Origin of the sequence: Vibrio sp. Vb1337 (genome assembly GCF_033338715.1) — a bacterium.
Taxonomy (GTDB): Bacteria; Pseudomonadota; Gammaproteobacteria; order Enterobacterales; family Vibrionaceae; genus Vibrio; species Vibrio alginolyticus.
The window spans coordinates 78807-100620 of sequence record NZ_JAWOTD010000016.1; the positions used below are offsets into that span (position 1 = coordinate 78807).

Annotated in this window: 19 protein-coding genes and 1 pseudogene; 8 read left to right on the top strand and 12 right to left on the bottom strand. The window is 43.7% G+C overall.

The features are described 5' to 3' along the window. Nucleotides 1-68 precede the first annotated feature (68 nt). From R7E42_RS17405 to R7E42_RS17420, 4 genes are all read left to right on the top strand, one after another. Entirely contained in the window at nucleotides 69-815 is a 747-nt protein-coding gene (locus tag R7E42_RS17405) for a YciK family oxidoreductase (protein ID WP_005385821.1), read from the top strand. Nucleotides 816-944: 129 nt separating this feature from the next. After that, entirely contained in the window at nucleotides 945-1637 is a 693-nt protein-coding gene (gene imuA, locus R7E42_RS17410) for a translesion DNA synthesis-associated protein ImuA (protein ID WP_017821660.1), read from the top strand. A 4-nt stretch (nucleotides 1638-1641) separates the two neighbouring features. Next, nucleotides 1642-3045: a Y-family DNA polymerase gene (locus tag R7E42_RS17415; RefSeq protein ID WP_047103405.1), complete on the top strand. Its 1404-nt coding sequence runs from the start codon at nucleotides 1642-1644 to the stop codon at nucleotides 3043-3045. A 27-nt stretch (nucleotides 3046-3072) separates the two neighbouring features. Continuing rightward, a complete protein-coding gene (locus R7E42_RS17420; protein WP_137282259.1) occupies nucleotides 3073-6147 on the top strand; it encodes an error-prone DNA polymerase in 3075 nt (1024 codons plus the stop codon). Between the two features lie 72 nt (nucleotides 6148-6219). Here the strand turns inward: R7E42_RS17420 and R7E42_RS17425 are convergent, their stop codons facing one another. After that, on the bottom strand, nucleotides 6220-7173 hold the full coding sequence (locus R7E42_RS17425) for a chemotaxis protein CheV (protein WP_005372976.1): 954 nt from the start codon (nucleotides 7171-7173) through the stop codon (nucleotides 6220-6222). A gap of 363 nt (nucleotides 7174-7536) precedes the next feature. Next, nucleotides 7537-8754 carry an ROK family protein gene (locus R7E42_RS17430; protein ID WP_213871732.1) on the bottom strand — a complete coding sequence of 406 codons (1218 nt, stop codon included), beginning with the start codon at nucleotides 8752-8754 and terminating at the stop codon, nucleotides 7537-7539. Between the two features lie 410 nt (nucleotides 8755-9164). Between R7E42_RS17430 and pyk the strand changes: the two genes are divergently transcribed. Next, the gene (pyk, locus tag R7E42_RS17435; RefSeq protein ID WP_318072879.1) at nucleotides 9165-10607 is read left to right on the top strand and encodes a pyruvate kinase; all 1443 of its coding nucleotides are present in this window, start codon (nucleotides 9165-9167) and stop codon (nucleotides 10605-10607) included. Between the two features lie 108 nt (nucleotides 10608-10715). Here pyk and R7E42_RS17440 read toward each other — a convergent pair whose 3' ends face one another. Together R7E42_RS17440 and R7E42_RS17445 are read right to left on the bottom strand one after the other, a co-directional pair. Next, nucleotides 10716-11867 (bottom strand): patatin family protein, encoded by a 1152-nt coding sequence (locus R7E42_RS17440; RefSeq protein ID WP_318072880.1) that lies wholly within the window; start codon nucleotides 11865-11867, stop codon nucleotides 10716-10718. A 44-nt stretch (nucleotides 11868-11911) separates the two neighbouring features. Beyond that, nucleotides 11912-12004: a YnhF family membrane protein gene (locus R7E42_RS17445; protein WP_005372970.1), complete on the bottom strand. Its 93-nt coding sequence runs from the start codon at nucleotides 12002-12004 to the stop codon at nucleotides 11912-11914. A gap of 127 nt (nucleotides 12005-12131) precedes the next feature. Here R7E42_RS17445 and R7E42_RS17450 point away from each other — a divergent pair, with 127 nt between their 5' ends. The 3 genes from R7E42_RS17450 (at nucleotide 12132) to R7E42_RS17460 (ending at nucleotide 14851) form a co-directional block, all read left to right on the top strand. Continuing rightward, nucleotides 12132-12722 carry an outer membrane protein gene (locus tag R7E42_RS17450; RefSeq protein WP_054577649.1) on the top strand — a complete coding sequence of 197 codons (591 nt, stop codon included), beginning with the start codon at nucleotides 12132-12134 and terminating at the stop codon, nucleotides 12720-12722. Nucleotides 12723-13292: 570 nt separating this feature from the next. Next, nucleotides 13293-14759 (top strand): sodium-dependent transporter, encoded by a 1467-nt coding sequence (locus tag R7E42_RS17455; protein ID WP_005372966.1) that lies wholly within the window; start codon nucleotides 13293-13295, stop codon nucleotides 14757-14759. Further along, nucleotides 14756-14851, top strand: coding sequence for a MetS family NSS transporter small subunit (locus R7E42_RS17460; protein WP_005372963.1), 96 nt, complete (start codon nucleotides 14756-14758; stop codon nucleotides 14849-14851). Before R7E42_RS17455 ends, R7E42_RS17460 begins: the two co-directional genes overlap by 4 nt. Before the next feature lie 68 nt (nucleotides 14852-14919). Here R7E42_RS17460 and R7E42_RS17465 read toward each other — a convergent pair whose 3' ends face one another. The 8 genes and pseudogenes from R7E42_RS17465 to R7E42_RS17500 all read right to left on the bottom strand — a co-directional run. After that, nucleotides 14920-15321, bottom strand: coding sequence for a hypothetical protein (locus R7E42_RS17465; RefSeq protein ID WP_005372960.1), 402 nt, complete (start codon nucleotides 15319-15321; stop codon nucleotides 14920-14922). Nucleotides 15322-15533: 212 nt separating this feature from the next. Next, on the bottom strand, nucleotides 15534-16964 hold the full coding sequence (gene ptsG, locus R7E42_RS17470) for a PTS glucose transporter subunit IIBC (RefSeq protein WP_005372959.1): 1431 nt from the start codon (nucleotides 16962-16964) through the stop codon (nucleotides 15534-15536). Nucleotides 16965-17408: 444 nt separating this feature from the next. Next, nucleotides 17409-18176, bottom strand: a complete 768-nt coding sequence (locus R7E42_RS17475; RefSeq protein ID WP_005372957.1) for a TatD family hydrolase — start codon at nucleotides 18174-18176, stop codon at nucleotides 17409-17411. Continuing rightward, complete coding sequence (locus R7E42_RS17480; RefSeq protein ID WP_318072881.1) at nucleotides 18167-19129, bottom strand: DNA polymerase III subunit delta'; 963 nt, start codon at nucleotides 19127-19129, stop codon at nucleotides 18167-18169. Before R7E42_RS17480 ends, R7E42_RS17475 begins: the two co-directional genes overlap by 10 nt. Before the next feature lie 24 nt (nucleotides 19130-19153). After that, complete coding sequence (tmk, locus tag R7E42_RS17485; protein ID WP_005387350.1) at nucleotides 19154-19786, bottom strand: dTMP kinase; 633 nt, start codon at nucleotides 19784-19786, stop codon at nucleotides 19154-19156. Then, a complete protein-coding gene (mltG, locus tag R7E42_RS17490) occupies nucleotides 19783-20799 on the bottom strand; it encodes an endolytic transglycosylase MltG (protein ID WP_151515008.1) in 1017 nt (338 codons plus the stop codon). Before mltG ends, tmk begins: the two co-directional genes overlap by 4 nt. Then, nucleotides 20796-21611, bottom strand: a complete 816-nt coding sequence (gene pabC, locus R7E42_RS17495) for an aminodeoxychorismate lyase (protein WP_151515009.1) — start codon at nucleotides 21609-21611, stop codon at nucleotides 20796-20798. The genes mltG and pabC overlap by 4 nt, the downstream gene beginning before the upstream one ends. Nucleotides 21612-21718: 107 nt before the next feature. Then, nucleotides 21719-21814, bottom strand: a pseudogene (locus tag R7E42_RS17500) (3-oxoacyl-ACP synthase); the annotation flags it as partial.

Here is a 21814-nt window from a genome sequence, read left to right on the forward strand (position 1 = left end):
AGAAACAGGCGTTTTTTAGCGTCAATTAACTATCATGGACCCTCTTACAATAATAAGGATTTATCGCCGTGAACTACTCCGTTTCAGCTGATGCTCTAAAAGGTAAAGTCATTCTTGTTACTGGCGCTGGTAATGGCATCGGCCGTCAAGCCGCGCTTTCTTATGCCGAGCACGGTGCAACTGTTATTCTCTTGGGTAGAAATGTGCAAAACCTTGAATCTATCTATGATGAGATTGAAGCTGCTGGCTATCCACAAGCAGCTATCATTCCATTGGATCTCAAGGGTGCAACTCAGCAGAATTACATTGATATGGCAGAGACAATCGAAGGACAGTTTGGTCGCTTGGATGGTCTATTACACAACGCAGGTGTCTTGAGTTCGCTGTGTCCATTTGATCAAATCAAAGAGGAAGACTTCGACGATATCATGCAGATCAACGTGAAAGCCGAAGTGCTAATGACTCAAGCACTACTGCCTGTGATGCGTAAATCAGAAGCTGGGCGTATTATCTTTACCTCTTCAACCGTCGGCCACTCTGGCCGCGCATTCTGGGGGCCATATGCTATCTCTAAATTTGCCGTAGAAGGCATGATGCAAGTTTTGGCTGACGAGCTGAATGATACACCGATCCGCGTTAACGCAATTAACCCTGGTGCCACTCGTACTCGCATGCGTGAAAAAGCATATCCGGGTGAAGATGCGAATACTCTCAAAACGCCACTGGATATCATGCCGCTATATTTGCACTTAATGGATCCTGCGGTTACCGATGTGAACGGTCAGTGCATCGACGCTCAACCGAAGCGTAAATAACTCATTCAGGTTACCTCACATAATCGATTGAAAAGGCAGCAAACGCTGCCTTTTTTCATTTCTCTCTTCATAAAAATCTTGCGACTTTCTCCCACAGAAATATACTGTATATATATACAGGTATTTATTATGCAAGATATTATTCAGAACTTAAAAAGCCAACACCTTGTTTGGCAAGCAAATTTAACGAAAGCAGATCCTCAGCAGTTGCAGACTAGTTCCGGTTTTTCTGAATTAGATGATTTGCTCGGCGGAGGCTTTCCACCTCATGGCGTAGTGGAGATGGAATCTATTGGTAGTATTGGTGAATTGCGTTTGCTCGCTCCCTATTTAAAAGCCACTCAGACCAATGGTGTGACCGCATTTATTCAACCACCTGCGCTAGTGAATTCTCTGTTTTTACACTACATCGGGTTGGATATAAACCAAGTGTGGGTCGTTACTCCAACTCACCCCAAAGACGCTCTTTGGGCTGCAGAGCAATGTCTGAAAAGTGGGGTATGCAGTAATGTTTTGTTATGGCAAGAAGAGCTTGAAATACATCAAGTGAAACGCTTACAGGTAGCAAGTGAACAAGGGAGTTGCCCTCTCTTTATGCTTAAAACAGATACTATCAACCGCTTGTCTTTGCCTGTGTCACTCAGTTTAAAACTGAAAGGCGACGAGCAAGGGATTCATGTTGAAGTGCTGAAAAGGAAAGGAGGCTGGAATAGAGGTAGCGTTAGTATCGGATTCCAACACCATTACCCGCAACTGGTGAAACCATCATCTGAAACTGTGCACTCGACTGTGGTCAACTTCCCACTGGCGAACCAAGGTTAGTGATATGTCTCTGTGGATTTACTTACACTTCCCTCGCCTGCAGCTAGACGCACTCTTTGGTGATAACCAAGAACAACCCGTGGTGATTGTCGAAAGCCAACGTTGCCAGATTATTCAATACAACGAGATTGCCGAACAACAAGGCATTAAGCCTGGTATGGGCTTAGGCAGTGCTGCGTCCTTGTGTCGAGATTTACAAGTGCATCCTTATCATCCACAAACCGAATTAAATAAATTACAAGAGGTAGCTCAGTGGTTGTATTTGATCACATCTGACGTTGTGTTGATGCCAAACCAAGGTATTTTACTGCGTGCTACTCCAATGCTCGCTCTGTATGAAGGGCTTGAAAACTATTGGAATAAAGTCAGAGCTCACTTATCGGAGCTGAAACTGAGTTTTCAATTCGGATGTGGTTTTTCGCCTTTTGCTGCCAAATTGATGGCAATATCAGGAGCGAACGTCATCAGTGAAGACAAATCTACCATACAAAAAGTCCTATCACCATTACCGTTAACACTGGCAGATTTATCAAGCGCTACCGTAGAGAAGTTACAACGTGTAGGCGTCACCACATTGCAAAACCTGCTTGAACTGCCATTGCAAGACATCGCACGACGCTTTGATATCGATTTGGTGAACTACGTTGGTCGACTGACTGGGCAGTTTAAACACCCTGTCGACCTTTATCACCCTACCGAATCCTTCCGAGTTTATTTAGAGCTGTTGTTTGAGATCGAAAACGTTCAGTGGATTGAAAAACCGTTGGCCAAATTACTTCGTCAACTCGAAACCTTTCTTAAATTAAGAGATAAGGTCGCTTTTGAACTGTGTTTAACACTCCACCAGCGTGAGAAACAAGAGCAGCACCTTCAACTCACTTCTGCGCAAGGTGATTACCTATGTCAGCGTTGGCAACAGTTAGCGAGTTTAAGCTTAGAATCACTCTCGCTTAATGGCCCAGTCACAGGGCTAACGTTAAAAGTCATCCGTCAAGGTGAGCCTCTTAGTGCATCACGCGATCTCTTTGCTGGGCAGAAAGGAAACATGAATGCTTTAGAGTTGCTTTCTTTACTGCAAGCTAAATTGGGGAAAAGTGCCGTTTTAAAACCCAATATTGCTTGCGATCCTAGACCAGAAAAGGCCAGTCAGTATCGCCCTGCTGATGCTCCGGATGAAAAGGGGCACGCCATACCATCCATACTACGCCCAGCAATGCAATTACCGACTCCCATTGTATTGCAAGAGCAAGTTTCTTTGGTCCACGGACCTGAGCGAATAGTTTCTGGGTGGTGGGATGGTGATGAGATCATGCGTGATTACTACATTGCACACACCAAGCAAGGCCGCTGGTTATGGATATTTCGCGATCAGCACAAGCACTGGTTTCTTCATGGCTATTTTTGTTAAATCGACAGTTATTTTTGTTGGGTCATTATGAGTTACGCGGAACTATTTTGTCAGTCTAACTTCTCTTTTTTGACTGGAGCTTCTCATGCAGAAGAGCTGGTACTCCAAGCTGCTTTCTATCGCTATCAAGCTCTAGCTATAACGGATGAATGTTCAGTCGCGGGCATTGTCAAAGCCCATGCGACCATCGAACAACATAAACTCGATATCAAACAAATCGTTGGAAGTATGTTTTGGTTAAATGATGAATGCCAAATCGTACTGCTTTGCCCTTGTCGCAAGGCTTATGCCGAGTTGTGTCGTATCATCACAAACGCAAGGAGACGCAGTGAAAAAGGCAACTATCAACTGTTCGAATGGGATTTGATGTCGGTTCGACATTGTTTGGTATTGTGGCTGCCCACACATCAAGAGAGTGATCACTATTGGGGGCGCTGGCTCAATCAACACCACGCTAATCGTTTGTGGGTAGCGATTCAGCGCCATTTGAGTAACAACGATACTGAGTACATTGCGCACTGCGAGCAGTTAGCACATGAATTTCAATTACCTATAACTGCCTGCGGAGGCGTTCTCATGCATGATGTTGAACGCTTGCCATTACAGCATGTACTTACTGCTATAAAGCATGGGTGTAGCGTCGATAAACTCGGTTTTGACCGTATTTCGAATACTGAGCGAGCGCTTCGTCCTTTTAAAAAGTTGATTCGGATTTACAAACCAGAATGGCTGGAAGAAAGTACTTACATCGCCGATTTATGCGAGTTTAAGCTCTCCGATTTAAAATACGAATATCCTACCGAGCTGATCCCAGATGGTTATACACCCGACTCTTACTTACGTATGTTGGTCGAACGTGGTAAAAAGCTGCGTTTTCCTGAAGGCGTGCCAGCAGAAGTCAATCAAACCATCGAGAATGAACTGGCGCTTATTCAAGAGCTGAAATACCACTACTACTTCCTTACTATTCACGACATCGTAATGTTCGCGAAACAGCAAGGCATTCTTTACCAAGGGCGAGGTTCCGCTGCAAACTCTGTGGTGTGTTATTGCCTGGAAATTACCGCCGTCGATCCTCGACAAATCGCTGTCTTATTCGAACGATTTATCAGTAAAGAACGTAAGGAACCGCCGGATATTGATGTGGACTTTGAACACGAGCGCCGTGAAGAAGTTATCCAGTATATTTACAAAAAATATGGTCGTGAGCGTGCAGCACTTGCTGCAACAGTGATCAGCTATCGCTTTAAAAGTGCCGTGCGTGAAGTCGGTAAAGCACTAGGGATTGAAGAGACCCAATTAGATTTTTTCATTAAGAACGTTAATCGCCGAGATCGCAGCCAAGGCTGGCAAGCTCAAATTATTGAACTTGGCTTACAACCAGAATCTCTCAAAGGGCAGCAGTTTATCCAATTGGTCAACGAGATCATTGGCTTCCCACGCCATTTATCTCAGCACGTAGGTGGCTTTGTAATTTCATCTGGCCCTTTATATGAGTTGGTACCTGTTGAAAATGCCTCGATGGAAGATCGCACTATCATTCAATGGGATAAAGACGATTTAGAAAGCTTGAAGCTACTAAAAGTCGATGTACTCGCACTCGGCATGTTAAACGCCATCAAAAAGTGCTTTCAACTGGTCGAGAAACATCACCAGCGATCCCTCTCGATTTCCGAGATCACTCGCCGACAAGATGATCCACACGTGTACCGCATGATCCAAAAAGCTGACACGATAGGCGTATTCCAAATTGAATCTCGTGCACAAATGAGCATGCTTCCTCGCCTAAAGCCTGCTTGTTATTACGACTTAGTGATTCAAATTGCAATTGTTCGTCCAGGCCCTATTCAGGGTGATATGGTGCATCCTTTTTTAAAACGACGAGATCACAAAGAGCCTGTCAATTATCCATCGGAAGAAGTAAAAAGCGTTCTGGAGCGGACTATGGGCGTCCCTATTTTCCAAGAGCAAGTCATCAAGCTAGCCATGGTAGCCGCAGGGTTTAGCGGCGGCGAGGCCGATCAACTCCGTCGAGCGATGGCATCATGGAAAAAGAATGGCGATCTCGCTAAATTCAGACCAAAACTGATCAATGGTATGCAAGAGAGAGGTTATGACTTAGCGTTTGCTGAGCGCATTTTCGATCAGATTTGCGGCTTTGGTGAGTACGGCTTCCCTGAAAGTCATTCAGCGTCTTTCGCAGTGCTGGCATATTGTTCTGCATGGTTAAAATATTATTACCCAGCCGAATTTTACACTGCATTGTTGAACAGCCAACCAATGGGATTTTATAGCCCATCGCAATTAGTACAAGATGCTCGCCGACATGGCATCGAAGTATTGCCGGTGTGCGTCAATCATTCAAAATATCAGCATCATCTCGTCTCACGTCCGAATGGCAGGCTCGGCGTGCAACTTGGTTTTCGCTTGGTGAAAGGCTTTAACGCAGAAAGCGCACAAAGGCTTATTGAGCGCAAACCACTTAATGGTTACCGATCGATTCAAGAAGTAAAGCAGATATTAAGAAGCCGAAGTGACATTGAATTATTGGCTTCAGCCAATGCATTTCAGGCCTTATCGGGAAATCGTTATAACGCTCGCTGGGCAGCAATGGATTCCTTATCTGACCTACCATTGTTTCACAAGGTCGAAGAACCCAATGTTAGCTACCAGACTCAACCCTCTGAATATGAAAATTTAATTGAGGATTACGCAAGCACGGGACTATCTCTTAGCCGCCATCCAATTAAATTATTAGAAGAAACGGGCAAACTCCCTCACTTTACCCGCATGAGGCAACTGACAGAGAAACCGCATAAGTCACTGGTCACAGTGGTAGGTGTGGTAACAGGAAGACAATCTCCAGGCACCGCCGCTGGCGTGACATTTTTTACGTTAGAAGATGACACGGGCAACATTAATGTGGTCGTTTGGCAAGCGACAGCACGAGCCCAAAAGCAAGCGTATTTAGGCGCTAAAGTATTAATGGTGAAAGGCATTCTTGAAAGAGAGGGAGAAGTCACGCACGTCATTGCTGGTAAGTTGATTGATTGCACGCACTACTTGAACAATCTACAAAGTAAATCTCGGGATTTCCATTAGTACAGAGGAATTAAGGAGAGAGATGTTAAAAATCAGAGAGAGGTGCGCACCCTCTGATTTCACTAGATCTAATCATGCACTTTTAGAAAGCATCTGGCGTAATCGGTCTTGAGCAACTTCAACCAGCAGATCCGGTTGGAATTTAGATATAAAGCGATCACAGCCTACTTTTTGTACCATGGCTTCATTAAAACTACCGCTCAGAGAAGTGTTCAATGTGATAAACAACTTAGACATACGTGGGTCTTGGCGCACTTCATGGGTCAGTTTATAACCGTCCATTTCAGGCATTTCAGCATCCGTAATCATCATCAACAGCTCTTTTTCTACATCTTTACCTTCATCACACCAACGTTTTAAAACCGTTAACGCTTCTAGCCCGTCACGACACTCGATGATATTCATACCCAATTGAGAAAGCGTATCGCGAACTTGATTACGAGCTGTAGAGGAATCATCCACAATCAGAACATTACGCCCGACCATTGCTTGGGCCAGTTCTTGATCGAGAATGTCCTCCGAAATAGTCACGTCGTAATGCACGATCTCTGCTAAAACTTTTTCAACGTCAATAATTTCGACAATTTGAGAGGCATCCCCCTCTTTGATTTGCGTGATAGCCGTGAGGTAATTCGAGCGACCAGACGTGGAAGGAGGCGGCTGAATTTCAGTCCATGCCGTATTAATAATGTTTTTAACCGGACCGACTAAGAAGCCCTGCACCGTGCGGTTGTACTCTGTCACGATCAAATTTTCTTCTTCCGCTTCACCACGTAAAGCAGGAAAACCAATTGCGCCTCGTAAATCAATCACTGGTACCGCTTCACCTCGTAGAGAAGCAACCCCACGAATATTGTAGTGCGATCCAGGGAGCTTGGTTAACGGTGGAAGCTTGATGACCTCTTTCACTTTGAACACATTAATCGCAAATAATTGGCGACTATTTAAAGTGAACAGCAGAAGCTCTAGTCGATTTTCACCAACCAAGTTTGTACGCTGGTCAACCGTATTTAACACTCCGGACATACTACTACCTAAATTATGGATAATTCTTATTTTACTCGAAATCAGTACAGACACAGCAAGGTTATATAACCAAATAACCTTAAAATATTTGGCTTTTCGAGCACAGCTTTAAAGTACAACAGTTTTAGCGTATTACTTCTCTTTGCATCAGACGCAAAGTCACGCAGCACATTGAAAGCCATTTTGTTTATTTACTTGAGCTTTTTAGGAAATTACATGAATGGCGCAGATATAGCAATGCAACATAACTCAAATTCCCTTTCTAGTAATAGGCGATCAAAAAGGGTGAGCCGTTAAGTCTCACCCTAAATCACCTACAAATGCAGTCTCAACAGCCAGGCACATCATCATGTTAAAAAGTACTTAACCTTCCACAACCTTCATCAATAGTTGACCATCGTACAACGCTTGCTTAATCAACGCGGCACCAGGCATTGTGGCTTGCTTATAGAAACGAGACTCTACCAGCTCAAGATCTTGGTGATAAACAGGTAAACTCTGCTCTTCGATACAGCGACGAACCGCAGGATAAAGCACATCTTTTGCTTGGTTAATCACACCACCGATCAAGATTTTCTCAGGGTTAAATAAGTTGATCACAATAGCAATTGCAGAGCCTAAGTAGCGTCCAAGTTTTTCAATCACATCGACGGCCAAAGGATCACCGTTTGCAGCGGCTTCACAAATGCTCTCAATACTCATTTCTTCTTGTTTAGCAAGAATAGAGTCTTCGCCATCAGCGATTCGTTTTACGACTTCTTCACGAATTGCTTGAGAACTGGCAACGGTTTCCAAACAGCCAATATTGCCGCAATGACAACGTTTTCCATTTGGGTCAATTTGAATATGCCCGAGTTCACCAATGTTACCGTGACGGCCTTGCAAAACGCGCCCATCCAGAATGATGCCCGCACCTAAACCGTGGTGGATAGAGATAAGAACGGAGTTGTCATTATCTTGAGAATGACCAAAAAGCTTTTCTGCTAATGCCCAAGCTCGCGTGTCATTGGCAATGAAAACTGGCAAGCCTGTTGCTTTGTATATCTCTGGTCCAAGAGCAAGATTTTCGACATTGTAATGAGGCATCTGCAAAACGACACCTTGCTCTGAGTTCACGAGACCAGGCAGCGTAAGGGCAATACTGGTAACCCGATCAAGTTGATCCGCGTAAGTCTGAAAGAATTCATCAATTTCGTAAAGCAGGCGCTCAAGCACATCGTCTTGATCAAGCTCGTGTATCTCGATTTTAGTATCGATCAGTACATCACCGCCTAACTCATGCAAAGCAATGGTTAAATAACCTCGCCCCAAACGCATTGACAAAAATTGCCAGCCTTCATTATTGACCTGCAAACCGACAGCAGGTCGACCACGACTCGTCGCTTCTTGTACTGTCGTTTCATGAATCAAGTGCGCTTCAATTAATTCTCGAGTGATTTTGGTGATACTAGCAGGAGCAAGCTCACTCTGCTTGGACAAATCAATTCGAGAAATAGGACCTTTTAGGTCAATTAGTTTATATACACGACCAGCATTGACCTGTTTGATATGATCAATATGGCCCGGTTGAGCCATGTACATCTTGCACTCCGAAATTCTATAACGGGACAATTTTTTTACTTTGCGAACTAATTGTGAAGTGAATTAATAAATCCCCGTGACAAGCATCACGTATAAACCTGTTTGTTTGTGTATTCAATCAAATAACGAAGAATCTACTCCTGTTAAATTGTTTGAAAAATAACTTATTTTTATTCACTAAATTATGAAGTAGTGCCTTTAAAGCAGCGCATTTTTATCAATAAGGCCATTGCCTGTCGAATATCTGTCTGTTTTACCGGGGTTACTCTTAATATAAACATTCTGTGCATATACTTATATTCAAGTAGCTTTAAGGTGTGGGCTCAGCAACGAGGCTAACCTTGAGAGCGATTGCGTAAAGTAAGGATAGAGTTCAAGTTACCTTTACACACACATTCATCGGAGAATCTATGACTTCCAAATTAAGACGAACAAAAATTGTCACTACGCTGGGTCCTTCAACGGATAAGGACAATATACTTGAGGAGATCATCAAAGCCGGTGCAAACGTTGTCCGTATGAATTTTTCACATGGAACCAGTGAAGACCACATTCAACGTGCGAACAAAGTCCGTACCATTGCAGCAAGACTTGGGCGTCAGGTTGCAATTCTTGGTGACTTACAAGGCCCTAAAATCCGTGTATCAACGTTTAAAGACGGCCAAGTCATTTTGAATGTGGGCGATAAATTCACATTAGATAGTGATTTACCAAAAGGTGAAGGCAATCAAGAATCTGTAGGGTTAGATTATAAAGAACTGCCGCAAGATGTTTCACCAAATGACATTTTATTACTCGATGATGGACGCGTTCAGCTGCAAGTTACTACAGTAGAGGGTAATAAAGTTCATACCCGTGTGATTGTCGGTGGTCCACTGTCCAACAATAAAGGGATCAACAAAAAAGGCGGCGGATTGTCAGCGGATGCGCTCACAGAGAAAGATAAAGCCGACATTCTTACCGCCGCAGCAATTCAAGTAGACTACCTTGCTATTTCATTCCCGCGTAACGGCGAAGACATGCATTACGCTCGACGCTTAGCCAGAGATGCAGGCCTTGAAGCCATGTTAGTGGCTAAAGTCGAACGAGCAGAAACCGTCGCGACCAATGAGTCTATTGACGACATTATTCTCGCATCCGATGTAGTGATGGTTGCACGTGGTGACCTTGGTGTAGAAATCGGTGACCCTGAGCTCATAGGTGTCCAGAAAAAACTGATTCGCCGCGCACGCAGTTTAAACCGTATCGTGATTACTGCGACACAAATGATGGAGTCCATGATTACTAGCCCAATGCCAACGCGTGCTGAAGTGATGGATGTGGCCAATGCGGTTCTAGACGGCACTGACGCGGTGATGCTGTCTGGAGAGACTGCTGCAGGTAAATATCCTGTAGAAACGGTCAAATCCATGGCCGAAGTATGTGTGGGGGCAGAAAAAATGTCGGAGGCAAGTCTATCAACCTATCGCTTAGATAGAACCTTCGAAACCGCTGAAGAAACCATCGCAATGGCAACCATGTACTCTGCGAATCACATGGAAGGAATTAAAGCGATGATCTCGTTAACTGAGTCCGGCAGGACTGCGTTGATGATGTCTCGCTTAAGCTCTGGCTTGCCAATATTTGCCTTATCACGGAATGAATCGACACTAAATCGAGCAGCATTATACCGAGGCGTGACACCTGTATATTTCGAGTCAAAAAGTGATGCGGGTTTACCAACGGCTCAAGCAGCGATTACTAGCCTTAAAGAGCAAGGGTACTTGCACAAAGGTGATTTAGTCATTATTACTCAAGGCGATGTAATGGATGTTGTTGGCTCAACCAACTGCATGCGCATTCTACAAGCGTAGTCGTTATACCTAACCAGAGTTAACCACAAGAACCCGCAAATAAGGCTCCGAAAATGGAGCCTTATTTATATGCTTTGTATATTGCGCACATCGTGAACGTAAGAAGGTTTATGCTCTCTCTCTACCATCAATTTCAACATCCAGCTGGTCATAGAGTTGAACTAGGTTAAACCCAGCTTGAAGCCCAAGTTGATAGTCATGCTCTAGTGACTCTTGGTCACTTAACAAAGAAGAAGAACGAAGCCCCTCTTTAGGCGCAACTTGTAAAATAAAAGTGTCGTCAGGTGGAGCAGATATAAAGGCCTGAGTGAGCTCAAATGTTTGATAATGAATCATCAGCATGTCGGCTAAACCTGAATCAAAATTCTCACCAATCAGGTGGCTTAAACGATACAAGTTATCGGCACCGAACAACCAACGACCTCCATTTAACAGCATTTTCCCTGCAAGCTTCGATTGATGTGCTGAATTAATTTTTTGTTGGAAGAATGACGCCCAATCCAGCTTCCACTGATTCACTTTTTGCTGCCATGATTGCTGTACTGAGTTGATAGACTCTCGATACCATTCGACAGGCACATCCCCCACTTCACTTTGGGCTCTCGCTTCAATCTCTGAAAACGGCTCTGTGCGAATGACAATAATGTTGCGAGCATTCTGACGCCACGCTTCTTGTACAGGGATAGAGGCAGACACGCCGCCATCAACAAACTTATTGCCATTTACGTCGACAGGTCCGTGGTACAACTTGGGAATTGCACACGTCGCTAGCATAGTGTTAAACCACGAGTCATCCAAGATTGGTAGATATTGATCTGATAGCGTCTCTATATTCGTTACCGCAGCAAACGCTCCTCGTTTTCCCAATGCACTGCGCCCTAAATCAAGGTCAAGCTTGTATGGGAAATCTTGAATCCGTTCTAATGCCCACTCTAAACCTAAGTACTGCTGCTTTCGGATATAGCGAAAAAGATTAAAAAATTCAGGAGACGTTGTCAGCTCGGTAATAAAAGCTTTGCCCATGCCATGTTGACGACACAAGTAAGAACATAAGTTGAGTGCTCCGGCAGAGGTGCCATAGAATTCATCGAAAGGATCGAAGTTGGAAAGTAAAAAGGCGTCTAAAACGCCAGCGGTAAAAATCCCTCTCTGCCCTCCACCTTGCGTGACTAAAGCAGTTTTACCATGCCTAAAGTGCTCATAAACTTTTACATCAAGCTCTGCATGGCTTTCTGTGATTATACCGCTGTTACGTATCATAGGCTCACGCCATTTTGTTAAAACGTTTGGTAAAAGTGGTTATCTTAAGCTGTTGTAATAGCAATGATGCCAAATGACAAAAGCACTGCAAAAACAGTCACCACAATGATTAATGCGGATTTTAGATCGTGTTCCATAAACACCTCCTTAATATGTAACAAATTAATAACACTGGTGTGAAATATGTTCAAGATTTGCTTAATTTAGTCGCGCAATTTTGACTAACCCATCACAATTAGCTTAGTCATAATAAGGAGATAGGGCATGAACCAAAAACTCAGCTGGCTAGTAGGAATCATGATGATGAGTACTGCTATCAATGCACAAGCGAATATCATCGTTACGCCATACATAGGCTATACAGGAGGCGGCCAAGTAGAGGATGAAAGTGGTAATAAATACGATCTCGACCCCGCAGTGAATTACGCTCTTTCAGTCGAGACTCCCTTAGAAAAAGGAAGGATCGGATTGTTTTACTCCAATCAATCGACGGAACTTGAAAAGCTGTCCAACTCGGCAGATATCCATTATCTGCACTTCCAAAGCAGCATGTACTATCCTGTCGCAGCAAATTGGCAAACCTATATCGGTGTAGGCTTGGGGGCTTCTTACGCCGATGTGGATTGGGTAGACAAAAAATACGGATTTTCGGCTAGCGCTTTTGCAGGGCTGGAATATGAATTTTCAAAGAACTTTGCGTTAACAGCCCAACTGAGATGGTTAGGAACGGTCGTTGATAACGATACATCTGGCGCCTGTACTCTACCTAATGACGGCTCAAACTGTATCATTAAGTTCGATACTGATTGGATGAACCAATTCCAATCAAATGTTGGTTTTAGTTTCCGCTTCTAATTTTTATGCATGTTCCTCTGTAGGGCTCGTCACAAAGAACGCTGAACGAGTCCTGCACAGAGCCGATTAAAGGATATCGTCTAAACACCATTGTTTGGCAAAGTAACGAAGCATCATCTAGATAGGTGCACAAAAGATAGCCGTACGCCCTAATTAATCAAAATAGTCTTAAACACCAAAGCAATTATTAGATCCCAGTCATTTATTCCAGACAAACAACCACCCACCCACACAAAACCACAATCAAACTCAAATTTAACAAGATTAAAACCAGACAACGCATCTGAATTAACATTTAGATTCTATTGCGCTAAGTATTATTAGAAGTTAGTCTGATCAGTGAAAACAGATAAATATTTCAGTTTTATCAAACACACATCAAAATTTTAAGATTAATAATCTACTTTCTCTTACAGTAGCCAGAATATAGCTCTATAAAATTATAAGAAGTTAGAATTAAGGATAGAAAAGCTGATGGATAACAGCGGTCCTTTCTTCCAACTGTTTGCGCAATTATTACTGTGTTACGTAGAGAGCTTCATTCCTCAGGGAGTCTTATAGGAGTCAAATATGAAGCGAGAACAATGGGGATCCCGGGCGGGATTCATATTAGCAGCAGTTGGGTCTGCTATCGGTTTGGGAAACATTTGGCGTTTCCCATACATGGCCTATGAAAACGGTGGCGGCGCATTTTTTATTCCTTACATTTTTGCCATGATCACTGCCGGTATTCCATTTATGATCCTTGAGTTCAGTATGGGACAAAAATACCGAGGCTCGGCACCAAAAACACTAGCGAAAATTCATTCTAAATTTGAATGGCTTGGCTGGTTCCAAGTTGGTGTGGCTGCAGTTATTGCCGTTTACTATGTGGCTGTTATCGGTTGGTCGATTTCTTACTTTGGGTTGTCGTTCACTCAAGGTTGGGGAACCGATACCAACGCATTTTTCTTTAGTGAATACCTAAAGCTAGGTGACAACTCACCAACAGACTTAGGCAGTATTCAATGGAAGATTGCTTTATCCATGGTAATTGCTTGGGCAATTACTTACACCGCTATTGCCAAAGGCGTGAAATCAGGAATTGAACGAGCATCTAAAATTATGATGCCAATCCTATTCTTGATGGTGATTTTCTTAATCGGACGTATGATTTTCTTGCCAGGAGCTCTAGATGGCGTGAACTACATGTTCGAACCCGATTTCAGCAAAATTTGGGATGTGAAAGTATGGGCAGCGGCATATGGTCAGATCTTCTTTACGCTAAGTATCGGCTTCGCCATCATGCTAGCTTACTCTAGCTACCTACCAGAAAAGTCGGACATAACGAATAACGCGTTTATGACCGTGTTGATCAACTGTGGCTTCTCGATCCTAGCCGGCATCATGATCTTCTCAGTATTGGGTTACATGGCTCAAGAGCAAGGTAAGCCGTTAACAGAGGTGGTATCTGCAGGCGTTGGCTTGGCTTTTGTTACTTTACCTGCGGCAATTAACCTACTACCTGCCCCATATATTCTTGGTCCACTTTTCTTCTTTGCACTGGTGGTTGCTGGTCTAAGTTCGCATATTTCAATTATGGAAGCCGTAACTTCAGCCATTATCGACAAGCTGAAGTGGAGCCGTAAAAAAGCTGCAAATGTTGTGATTGGTATTGGCTTCGTTGTCTCTATGGCGTTTGCTACCAATGGCGGTCTGCTGCTACTCGATCTAGTAGACCACTTTGCGAACAACGTTGGCATCATGGTTGGTGGTCTGGTTGAGATTGTCTTGATGGCGTGGCTATTGAAGCGCGTGCCAGAAGTACGTAATTACGTTAACGAGCGCTCTGATTTCTCTGTTGGTCAATGGTTCGAGATCTGCTTACGCTTCGTTACACCAATCATGCTCGCCATTATCTTAGCGACCAAGCTATACGCCCTAATTACTGAAGGCTACGGTGGCTATGATCTAACTTTAGGCTGGGCACTTATCGCCGCACTCTTTATCTTTGGTCTAGTGATCAACGCAGTGAACCGCAAGGAGACAGCAAAATGACAATCAGCGCAATTATTATGATGGTTATTGGTTTAGGTATCACTTGGGGCGGCGCTGCCGTTTGCATCAAGCGAGCCATGGATAAACAATAGAACGTTAAGTTCCACATAAAAAACGCCGGTAGTTACCGGCGTTTTTTTATACATACATTAGTTCAATTCTAGAAACTGTACTTGATGCCAACGGCGCCGCCAAGTTGCAAGTCAGCACCTTTGTAAAGATCTAGCTCTGGGTGTATTTGGCCATAAAGGTCCCAGCCGCGTGATAAATCCCAGTTCACACCAAGTGGTACTCTCACACCAAACTCGTCATCCCATTCATACCAGCCACCAACGCCGACATACCAAGTCACAGGCATGTTTTGATCGAATGTTCCACGCTTAGCGATGTAATCAAACGCCATACCATCGTTTCCGATAATGCCACGATATTTGTTATCTAACTCTACAACAACACTTAATTGTTGATCGACAGCCATACCAACTGATAGATCCGTTGGTTCGCTTGCCGCCATTGCCGTACTAGAAACTAGTCCCAAAACTAAAATGAATTTGTTCTTCATACACGTTATCAATTATTCAAAAAAACATTATTCGCTATTCAAACATAATGGCATATCAATATGTCAACAATGGGTAAGCTCGATGTATGAAAAAGCTGACAAAAGTAAAGATGAGTTTAGGATCACACTAAAAAGGAACTGTCAGTTAATAAAATAGGAACTAAAAAAGGAGGCCGAAGCCTCCTTTTATGCATTACTATGAATGACTGCGATTAACCGTGGTTACGAATCCACTCATCCATTTCAGTTTTTAGGTTATCAGACTTAGTACCGAAGATAGCCTGTACACCACCAGCTACAACTACAACACCAGCAGCGCCTAGTTGTTTTAGCTTGTCTTGGTCAACAGCAGCTGTATCTGCAACTGCTACACGTAGACGTGTGATACATGCATCTAGACCAGTAATGTTAGCTTTACCGCCAAACGCTGCAACCAGTTCACCGCCCATATCAGAGCCAGAAGTTACAGCTGCACTTTCCGTTTCATCTTCACGGCCAGGTGTTTTTAGGTCAAGCGCTGTGATTACACCACGGAACACTACGTAGTAAATTACTGCGTAAACTAGACCAACGGCAATCATTAGCACCATCTTCTGAGCGTTACCAGATAGAACTAGGAAGTCGATCAGACCGTGAGAGAAAGAAGTACCGTGTACAAAGCCTAGAGTGTTCGAAACGATGTATGCAGAACCAGCTAGTAGAGCGTGGATACCGTATAGTAGTGGAGCAACGAATAGGAATGAGAATTCGATTGGCTCAGTAATACCAGTTAGGAATGAAGTCAGTGCAGCTGACGCCATGATACCCATTACTTTTGCACGGTTTTCTGGTTTAGCACAATGAGCAATTGCGATTGCTGCAGCTGGTAGACCGAACATCTTGAACATGTAACCACCCGCTAGCTGACCGAAGCCATTACCAGCAGCACGAGATGCTTCATCAGCAACTAGGTAACAAGTTAGTACACCATTTTGAGCTTCACCGGCAGCGTTAACACAAGAACCTGCTTCGAAGAAGAACGGTACGTTCCATACGTGGTGTAGACCGAATGGGATTAGAGAACGCTCAACAACACCGTAGATACCGAATGCTAGCTGTGGGTTTTGGTGTGCAGCCCAATCAGAGAATGCAGAAATTGCACCGCCAATTGGTGGCCAGATAACAGAAAGGATAACACCTAGGATGATCGCAGCAAAACCAGTGATGATTGGCACTGCGCGCTTACCAGCGAAGAAGCCAAGGTACTCTGGAAGTTGGATTTTGAAGAAACGGTTGAATGCCCAAGCAGCCACACCACCGACAAGGATACCACCTAGTACACCTGTATCGATTTTCTCAACACCCATAACGCCCGCCATTACACCTAGCGTTGCCGTCATGATGCCGTAACCAACGATAGCTGCAAGACCTGCAACACCGTCGTTGTTAGTGAAGCCTAGAGCTACACCTACTGCAAATAGAAGTGCCATTTGGCCGAATACTGAACCACCAGCTTGTTCCATAAGATTAGAAACGATCTCTGGAATAAAGCTTAGATGGGCAGCACCCACACCTAATAAAATACCTGCAACTGGTAAAACTGATACTGGAAGCATCAGAGCCTTACCAACTTTTTGCAGGTTAGCAAAAAGGTTCTTAAACATGTTTATGCTCCTGATAAATTTATAAGTATTATTTGGGCACTAACGGCACACCCCCGTAGCCTAAAGGTTAGCACCCAATGAAAATGTAACCACAACTGCATTATATTTTCCGGCTCTAAATATATATTGATGACCCTCAAACTTTCCACACAGTTACGAAATTTAGTTTCAAAACAAGTCTTGGATCACACCCAAAAACAGCCGATGAAAAGGTTTGCATTGCACTTATGTTACTGTTTTATAAGGAATTAATTATTTATATAATTAATTTTAAGGCGTAAATAAAATACGCCTCAATGTTATTTTTAGTAACAAAATTACATTTGTGATTTTTGAATGTTATTAAATCAACATTTTTAGTAAACATTAAACTCGTGAGCGTATCTGTTGTTTTTATCAACAAAAAAGGAGCCTAAGCTCCTTTTTTATGCTCTTATTATTTTTTCATCGCAAAAAAAGATTTCGGAAGTTTTCGGTGGTTTTTTGTGCCACTTCAGAAAGAGAGCACGATTTGAGTTGCGCAATATAAGAAGCGACTTCGACAACGTAAGCGGGTTGATTCTCTTTGCCACGATGAGGGACAGGAGCCAAGTAAGGAGAATCTGTCTCAATAAGAAGCTTCTCTAAAGGTAGAGTCTTCACCACTTCTTTTAACTCTGTAGCTTGACGGAAAGTAACAATCCCCGAGATAGAAATATAAAACCCCAGCTCCAGTGCAGCTTCAGCAAATGGAAGATCTTCTGTAAAACAGTGGATAACACCACCACATTTCTCTGCCCCACCCTTACGCAAAATATCTAGAGTATCCGCACGTGCGTTTCTGGTATGGATAATTAAAGGTTTGTTGAGCTCCACTGCAAGATCAACGTGTTGCTCAAAGCGCTCTTTCTGTAACGCGGCCGTTTCGGGCTTGTAATGATAATCTAAACCCGTTTCGCCAATAGCGACGACTTTTGCATTCGACGCATGGTGGCGCAATACGTCCATCGAAAAGTCGCTTTCAACATCAAGTGGGTGCACACCGCACGAAGCATAAACATTGTCATAAGGCTCGATCATTTCCATCATTTTCGGGAAAGAATCCAGCGTTACTCCAACAGAAAGTAGTTCAGTTACGTTTGCTTGTTTAGCTTTGTTAATAACGTCTTCCACATTGATGTGGAGATCGTCGTAATTCAATTTGTCTAAATGACAATGAGAATCTACGAACATAATGCCTCTCGTGATTCAATTAACCAATTCATTGATAGTAGCTCAAGGTTCAGGCCAGGAAAGGCTTGCACCTGAGCTTTTAGGTTCATCAGCGCCTTCGCTGATGAGTACAAACCGTTATAGTTGTCCGGTTGAAACTTTGTCGCGCCCGGAAGCATTTGAGCTTCTGATACACCAAACTGCGCTTTCTGAGCATCTGTCAGTAAATACCATGCCCAGTCTAGTGATTGCTCTGAGTGTTTAGCGATTAAAGAAGCACACTCAGAAACGTCTGAAACAGGCGAAGACATTGCCTTAATAAAACTGCGTTCAAAAGCCAAGTAAGCTTCGAGCTCACCATTATTTAACGCATCCAATGTTTTTATTGGAGAGCCCATATTCAGTTTTAAGGCATAAGCAGGAACTTGCTTCGCCCCTTGTTCGTGCATCCATTGCATCGCTTGTTCCGCTGACGGAGGCGCAACAACCCAGTGTTGGCAACGGCTACGAATCGTTGGGAGCAGACGCTCCTGATTGTGGGTAGCGAGCAAAAACAAGCACTTTGCCCCAGGCTCTTCTAGCGTCTTTAACAGCGCATTCGATGCCGACTCGTTCATAGAGTCCGCCGGTTCTATTACAAATAGGCGGTAACCATTAAGCTGAGATGATTCCTGAGCAAGACGGTTACAAGCGCGAATTTGGTCCACCGTTATCGCCTTTCCTTCTTTCTCTGGCTTGATCCAGTGTAAATCAGGGTGGTTTTGAGATTGATTTAGCTGGCAGCTATGACAAAAACCGCATGCTTCACTCGCGTAATTTTGGCAAAGAAGTGCTTGGCTAAAAAACTCGATAAGTTTTTCGATGCCCAAGCCCTGCTCGCTTTGTAATAAAAGCGCACCTGGTATTCTGTCCGACTCTAACCCTACTTTGAGGTTATCCCATATTGGCTGTAGCCATGGATAATCATTTAACATGAGTCACCTAAATTTACGTTTCACTTATTGACGAGCTAGCCACTCGTTTAGAGCGTCCCGAATATCACGCGACACGCCTTCAATCGTCTGTTCTGCGTTAATGATAACGATGGAAGGATCGGCATGAGCAATCTCCAAATAACGCTCACGTGTACGCTCGAAGAAACTAATATCCATCTTCTCTATACGATCTAACTCACCACGCCCACGTGCACGCTCAAGCCCAACACGAGGGTCAATATCCATATAGAGAGTGAGAGCAGGTTTAAAATCACCAAGCGTTGTATCCCGGAGATTTTTCATTAACGATGCGTCAATCTGACGGCCACCACCTTGATAAGCTTGCGACGACATATCGTGTCGGTCACCAACCACCCACTGACCGTTTTCCAAAGCTGGTTTGATCACGTTCTCAACCAACTGAACACGTGCAGCGTACAGAAGAAGCAACTCCGTCATGTCCTTAAGTTCTTCGCCTTCGTGCTCTTCTTTCACCAGAGCGCGCATTTTTTCTGCTAGCGGTGTGCCTCCTGGCTCACGGGTATTTACGATATCCTCAATACCGGCCGCTTTTAGCGTATCTAAAACGGTTTTAATCGCAGTGCTTTTACCCGCGCCTTCTAGGCCTTCAACGACAATAAAGTTTGCTTTCATCATTTGTTCTTTCTTAGTTCTCTTAAATAGGCACGAACAGCACGGTTGTGCTCAGCAAGGGATTTCGAGAATACATGTCCGCCCTTTCCACTTGCTACAAAATATAAATAGTTGCTGCTTTCTGGATTCAAAGCCGCTTCAATGGAAGCTTCACCAGCCATCGCAATCGGTGTTGGTGGCAAACCATTGATGGTATAGGTGTTATATGGTGTCGGCGTACGCAAATCTTTCTTACGAATGTTGCCATCGTAGGCGTCACCCATACCATAAATAACTGTCGGATCAGTTTGTAACCGCATACGTTTGTTCAATCGGTTGATAAACACAGAAGCGACGCGCTCACGCTCAGAATCAATAGCCGTCTCTTTCTCGATGATAGACGCGAGAATCAAGGCTTCATATTTATCCTGTAATGGCAGCTTTTCTTGACGAGCTTCCCAGCTAGCGTCGAGTATTTTATTGAGTTTTCGATGCGCTCGTTTTAATAACTGGCTTTCACTCGCACCCGCTGTGTAATGGTAGGTTTCTGCTAAAAACAACCCTTCTAGCTTTTCTCTCTCAATTCCGAGCTTCGCAGCCATTTCTTTTTCTGAAAGATCGGTTAAATCATGCTTTAAATAAGGAGCACTTTTTAGTTGATCTACCCATTCAGAAAAGCGGCTGCCTTCAACAAAAGTGATCGCAAACTGGTATTCTTTTCCAGTATTCAGATGCTCCAATGTTTGCGAAAGTGACATACTAGGCTCAAGTTGGTAAGTACCCGCTCGCACTTGCAACAATTCTGGATATAAGTGAGGAATTAAACGGATGTACTCCGATGTTTCAATCACCTCATCTTCAACTAAGGCGCGCATGACATGATGAAAGCTTGTACCACTTTCTACAGTAAACAGCTGAGGTTGTTCCAATAGAACAGGCTTTTCAACGTATTGTTTAGCCTGTGAAATTATATAAAAAACAGCTGCTGCGCCTATCACTGCGATCAGCACAACAAAAGCCAACAGTTTTTTAATCACGTAGTTAAATTCCCTTGCAGTCGTTGAGTCAATTTTCCTATCGGAAATATAGTCTTAGAGGTCGATGTCACTATGCTGCGAATAGGTGCGACACCTAATATTGAGTTACACATGAAAGCCTCATCAGCACTCAGAAAATCTGGAAGTATAAAACGCCCCTCGATGACTTCAATATGACTTACTTTAAGTAACTCAAGCACCTTACGACGCATTACGCCCGTAACGCCTGATAAGGTCAGCTCCGGCGTAAATACTTTATTACCTTTAACCCAAAAAAGGTTGGCCATTGTAGTTTCAATGACATGGTTTTGCACATTTAACGTTATTGCATCTGCAAACTCTGTATTGTCGATTTCAGCCTTGGCGAGAATCTGCTCTAAACGGTTGTTGTGCTTATGTCCCGCAAGTAAAGGTTGAATCCCTAGACGAGTATTACAAACGCCCAAGTCCACGCCTTGTTCTTGCCAAGATGAATAATGAGAAGGAAACGCAAAATTGGAAATCGTCACGATAGGGCTTTCAATCCCATTAGGGCTATACCCTCGCCCGCCAATACCGCGGCTAACGTGAATCTTCACCCCCGCTCGTGCGTCAGATAAAACCGCTTTGCTTGCCCAATCATGCACAACTTTCCAGTCAGGTGAAGAGATCTTCAAAGCGTCAAGGCAAGCACTCATGCGCTCAGTATGTTCCTGCCAGTAAACCAACTCTCCATTTTGGGTCAGGATGGTGGTAAAGCCTCCATCACCGTATTGGAATGAGCGATCACCTAGCTCTACATGCGTTTGCGGAACTCCATTTACCCAAAACATTCACGTACCTTCAAATTAGCAGACAACAAATAAAACAAAACGGCTCAATGCTAAGCATCGAGCCGTTAGAATACAAGTTTCGCTTATCTAAATTAGGTTAGATAGTGTTACTCAGCGAACTTCTTGAAGATCAAAGAACCGTTTGTACCACCAAAGCCAAACGAGTTACAGATAGCGTACTCCATACCTTCAACTTTGCGCGC

What these genes read in the sequence shown, in the direction of transcription:
- R7E42_RS17415 (WP_047103405.1), top strand. Translation starts at nt 1,642, where the DNA reads ATGTCTCTGTGGATTTACTTACACTTCCCTCGCCTGCAGCTAGACGCA.
- R7E42_RS17440 (WP_318072880.1), bottom strand. Translation starts at nt 11,867, where the DNA reads ATGATACGTAACAGCGGTATAATCACAGAAAGCCATGCAGAGCTTGAT.
- R7E42_RS17450 (WP_054577649.1), top strand. Translation starts at nt 12,132, where the DNA reads ATGAACCAAAAACTCAGCTGGCTAGTAGGAATCATGATGATGAGTACT.
- imuA (WP_017821660.1), top strand. Translation starts at nt 945, where the DNA reads ATGCAAGATATTATTCAGAACTTAAAAAGCCAACACCTTGTTTGGCAA.
- R7E42_RS17430 (WP_213871732.1), bottom strand. Translation starts at nt 8,754, where the DNA reads ATGTACATGGCTCAACCGGGCCATATTGATCATATCAAACAGGTCAAT.
- R7E42_RS17460 (WP_005372963.1), top strand. Translation starts at nt 14,756, where the DNA reads ATGACAATCAGCGCAATTATTATGATGGTTATTGGTTTAGGTATCACT.
- R7E42_RS17445 (WP_005372970.1), bottom strand. Translation starts at nt 12,004, where the DNA reads ATGGAACACGATCTAAAATCCGCATTAATCATTGTGGTGACTGTTTTT.
- R7E42_RS17475 (WP_005372957.1), bottom strand. Translation starts at nt 18,176, where the DNA reads ATGTTCGTAGATTCTCATTGTCATTTAGACAAATTGAATTACGACGAT.
- pabC (WP_151515009.1), bottom strand. Translation starts at nt 21,611, where the DNA reads ATGTTTTGGGTAAATGGAGTTCCGCAAACGCATGTAGAGCTAGGTGAT.
- R7E42_RS17455 (WP_005372966.1), top strand. Translation starts at nt 13,293, where the DNA reads ATGAAGCGAGAACAATGGGGATCCCGGGCGGGATTCATATTAGCAGCA.
- ptsG (WP_005372959.1), bottom strand. Translation starts at nt 16,964, where the DNA reads ATGTTTAAGAACCTTTTTGCTAACCTGCAAAAAGTTGGTAAGGCTCTG.
- R7E42_RS17420 (WP_137282259.1), top strand. Translation starts at nt 3,073, where the DNA reads ATGAGTTACGCGGAACTATTTTGTCAGTCTAACTTCTCTTTTTTGACT.
- R7E42_RS17465 (WP_005372960.1), bottom strand. Translation starts at nt 15,321, where the DNA reads ATGAAGAACAAATTCATTTTAGTTTTGGGACTAGTTTCTAGTACGGCA.
- tmk (WP_005387350.1), bottom strand. Translation starts at nt 19,786, where the DNA reads ATGATGAAAGCAAACTTTATTGTCGTTGAAGGCCTAGAAGGCGCGGGT.
- pyk (WP_318072879.1), top strand. Translation starts at nt 9,165, where the DNA reads ATGACTTCCAAATTAAGACGAACAAAAATTGTCACTACGCTGGGTCCT.
- R7E42_RS17480 (WP_318072881.1), bottom strand. Translation starts at nt 19,129, where the DNA reads ATGTTAAATGATTATCCATGGCTACAGCCAATATGGGATAACCTCAAA.
- R7E42_RS17425 (WP_005372976.1), bottom strand. Translation starts at nt 7,173, where the DNA reads ATGTCCGGAGTGTTAAATACGGTTGACCAGCGTACAAACTTGGTTGGT.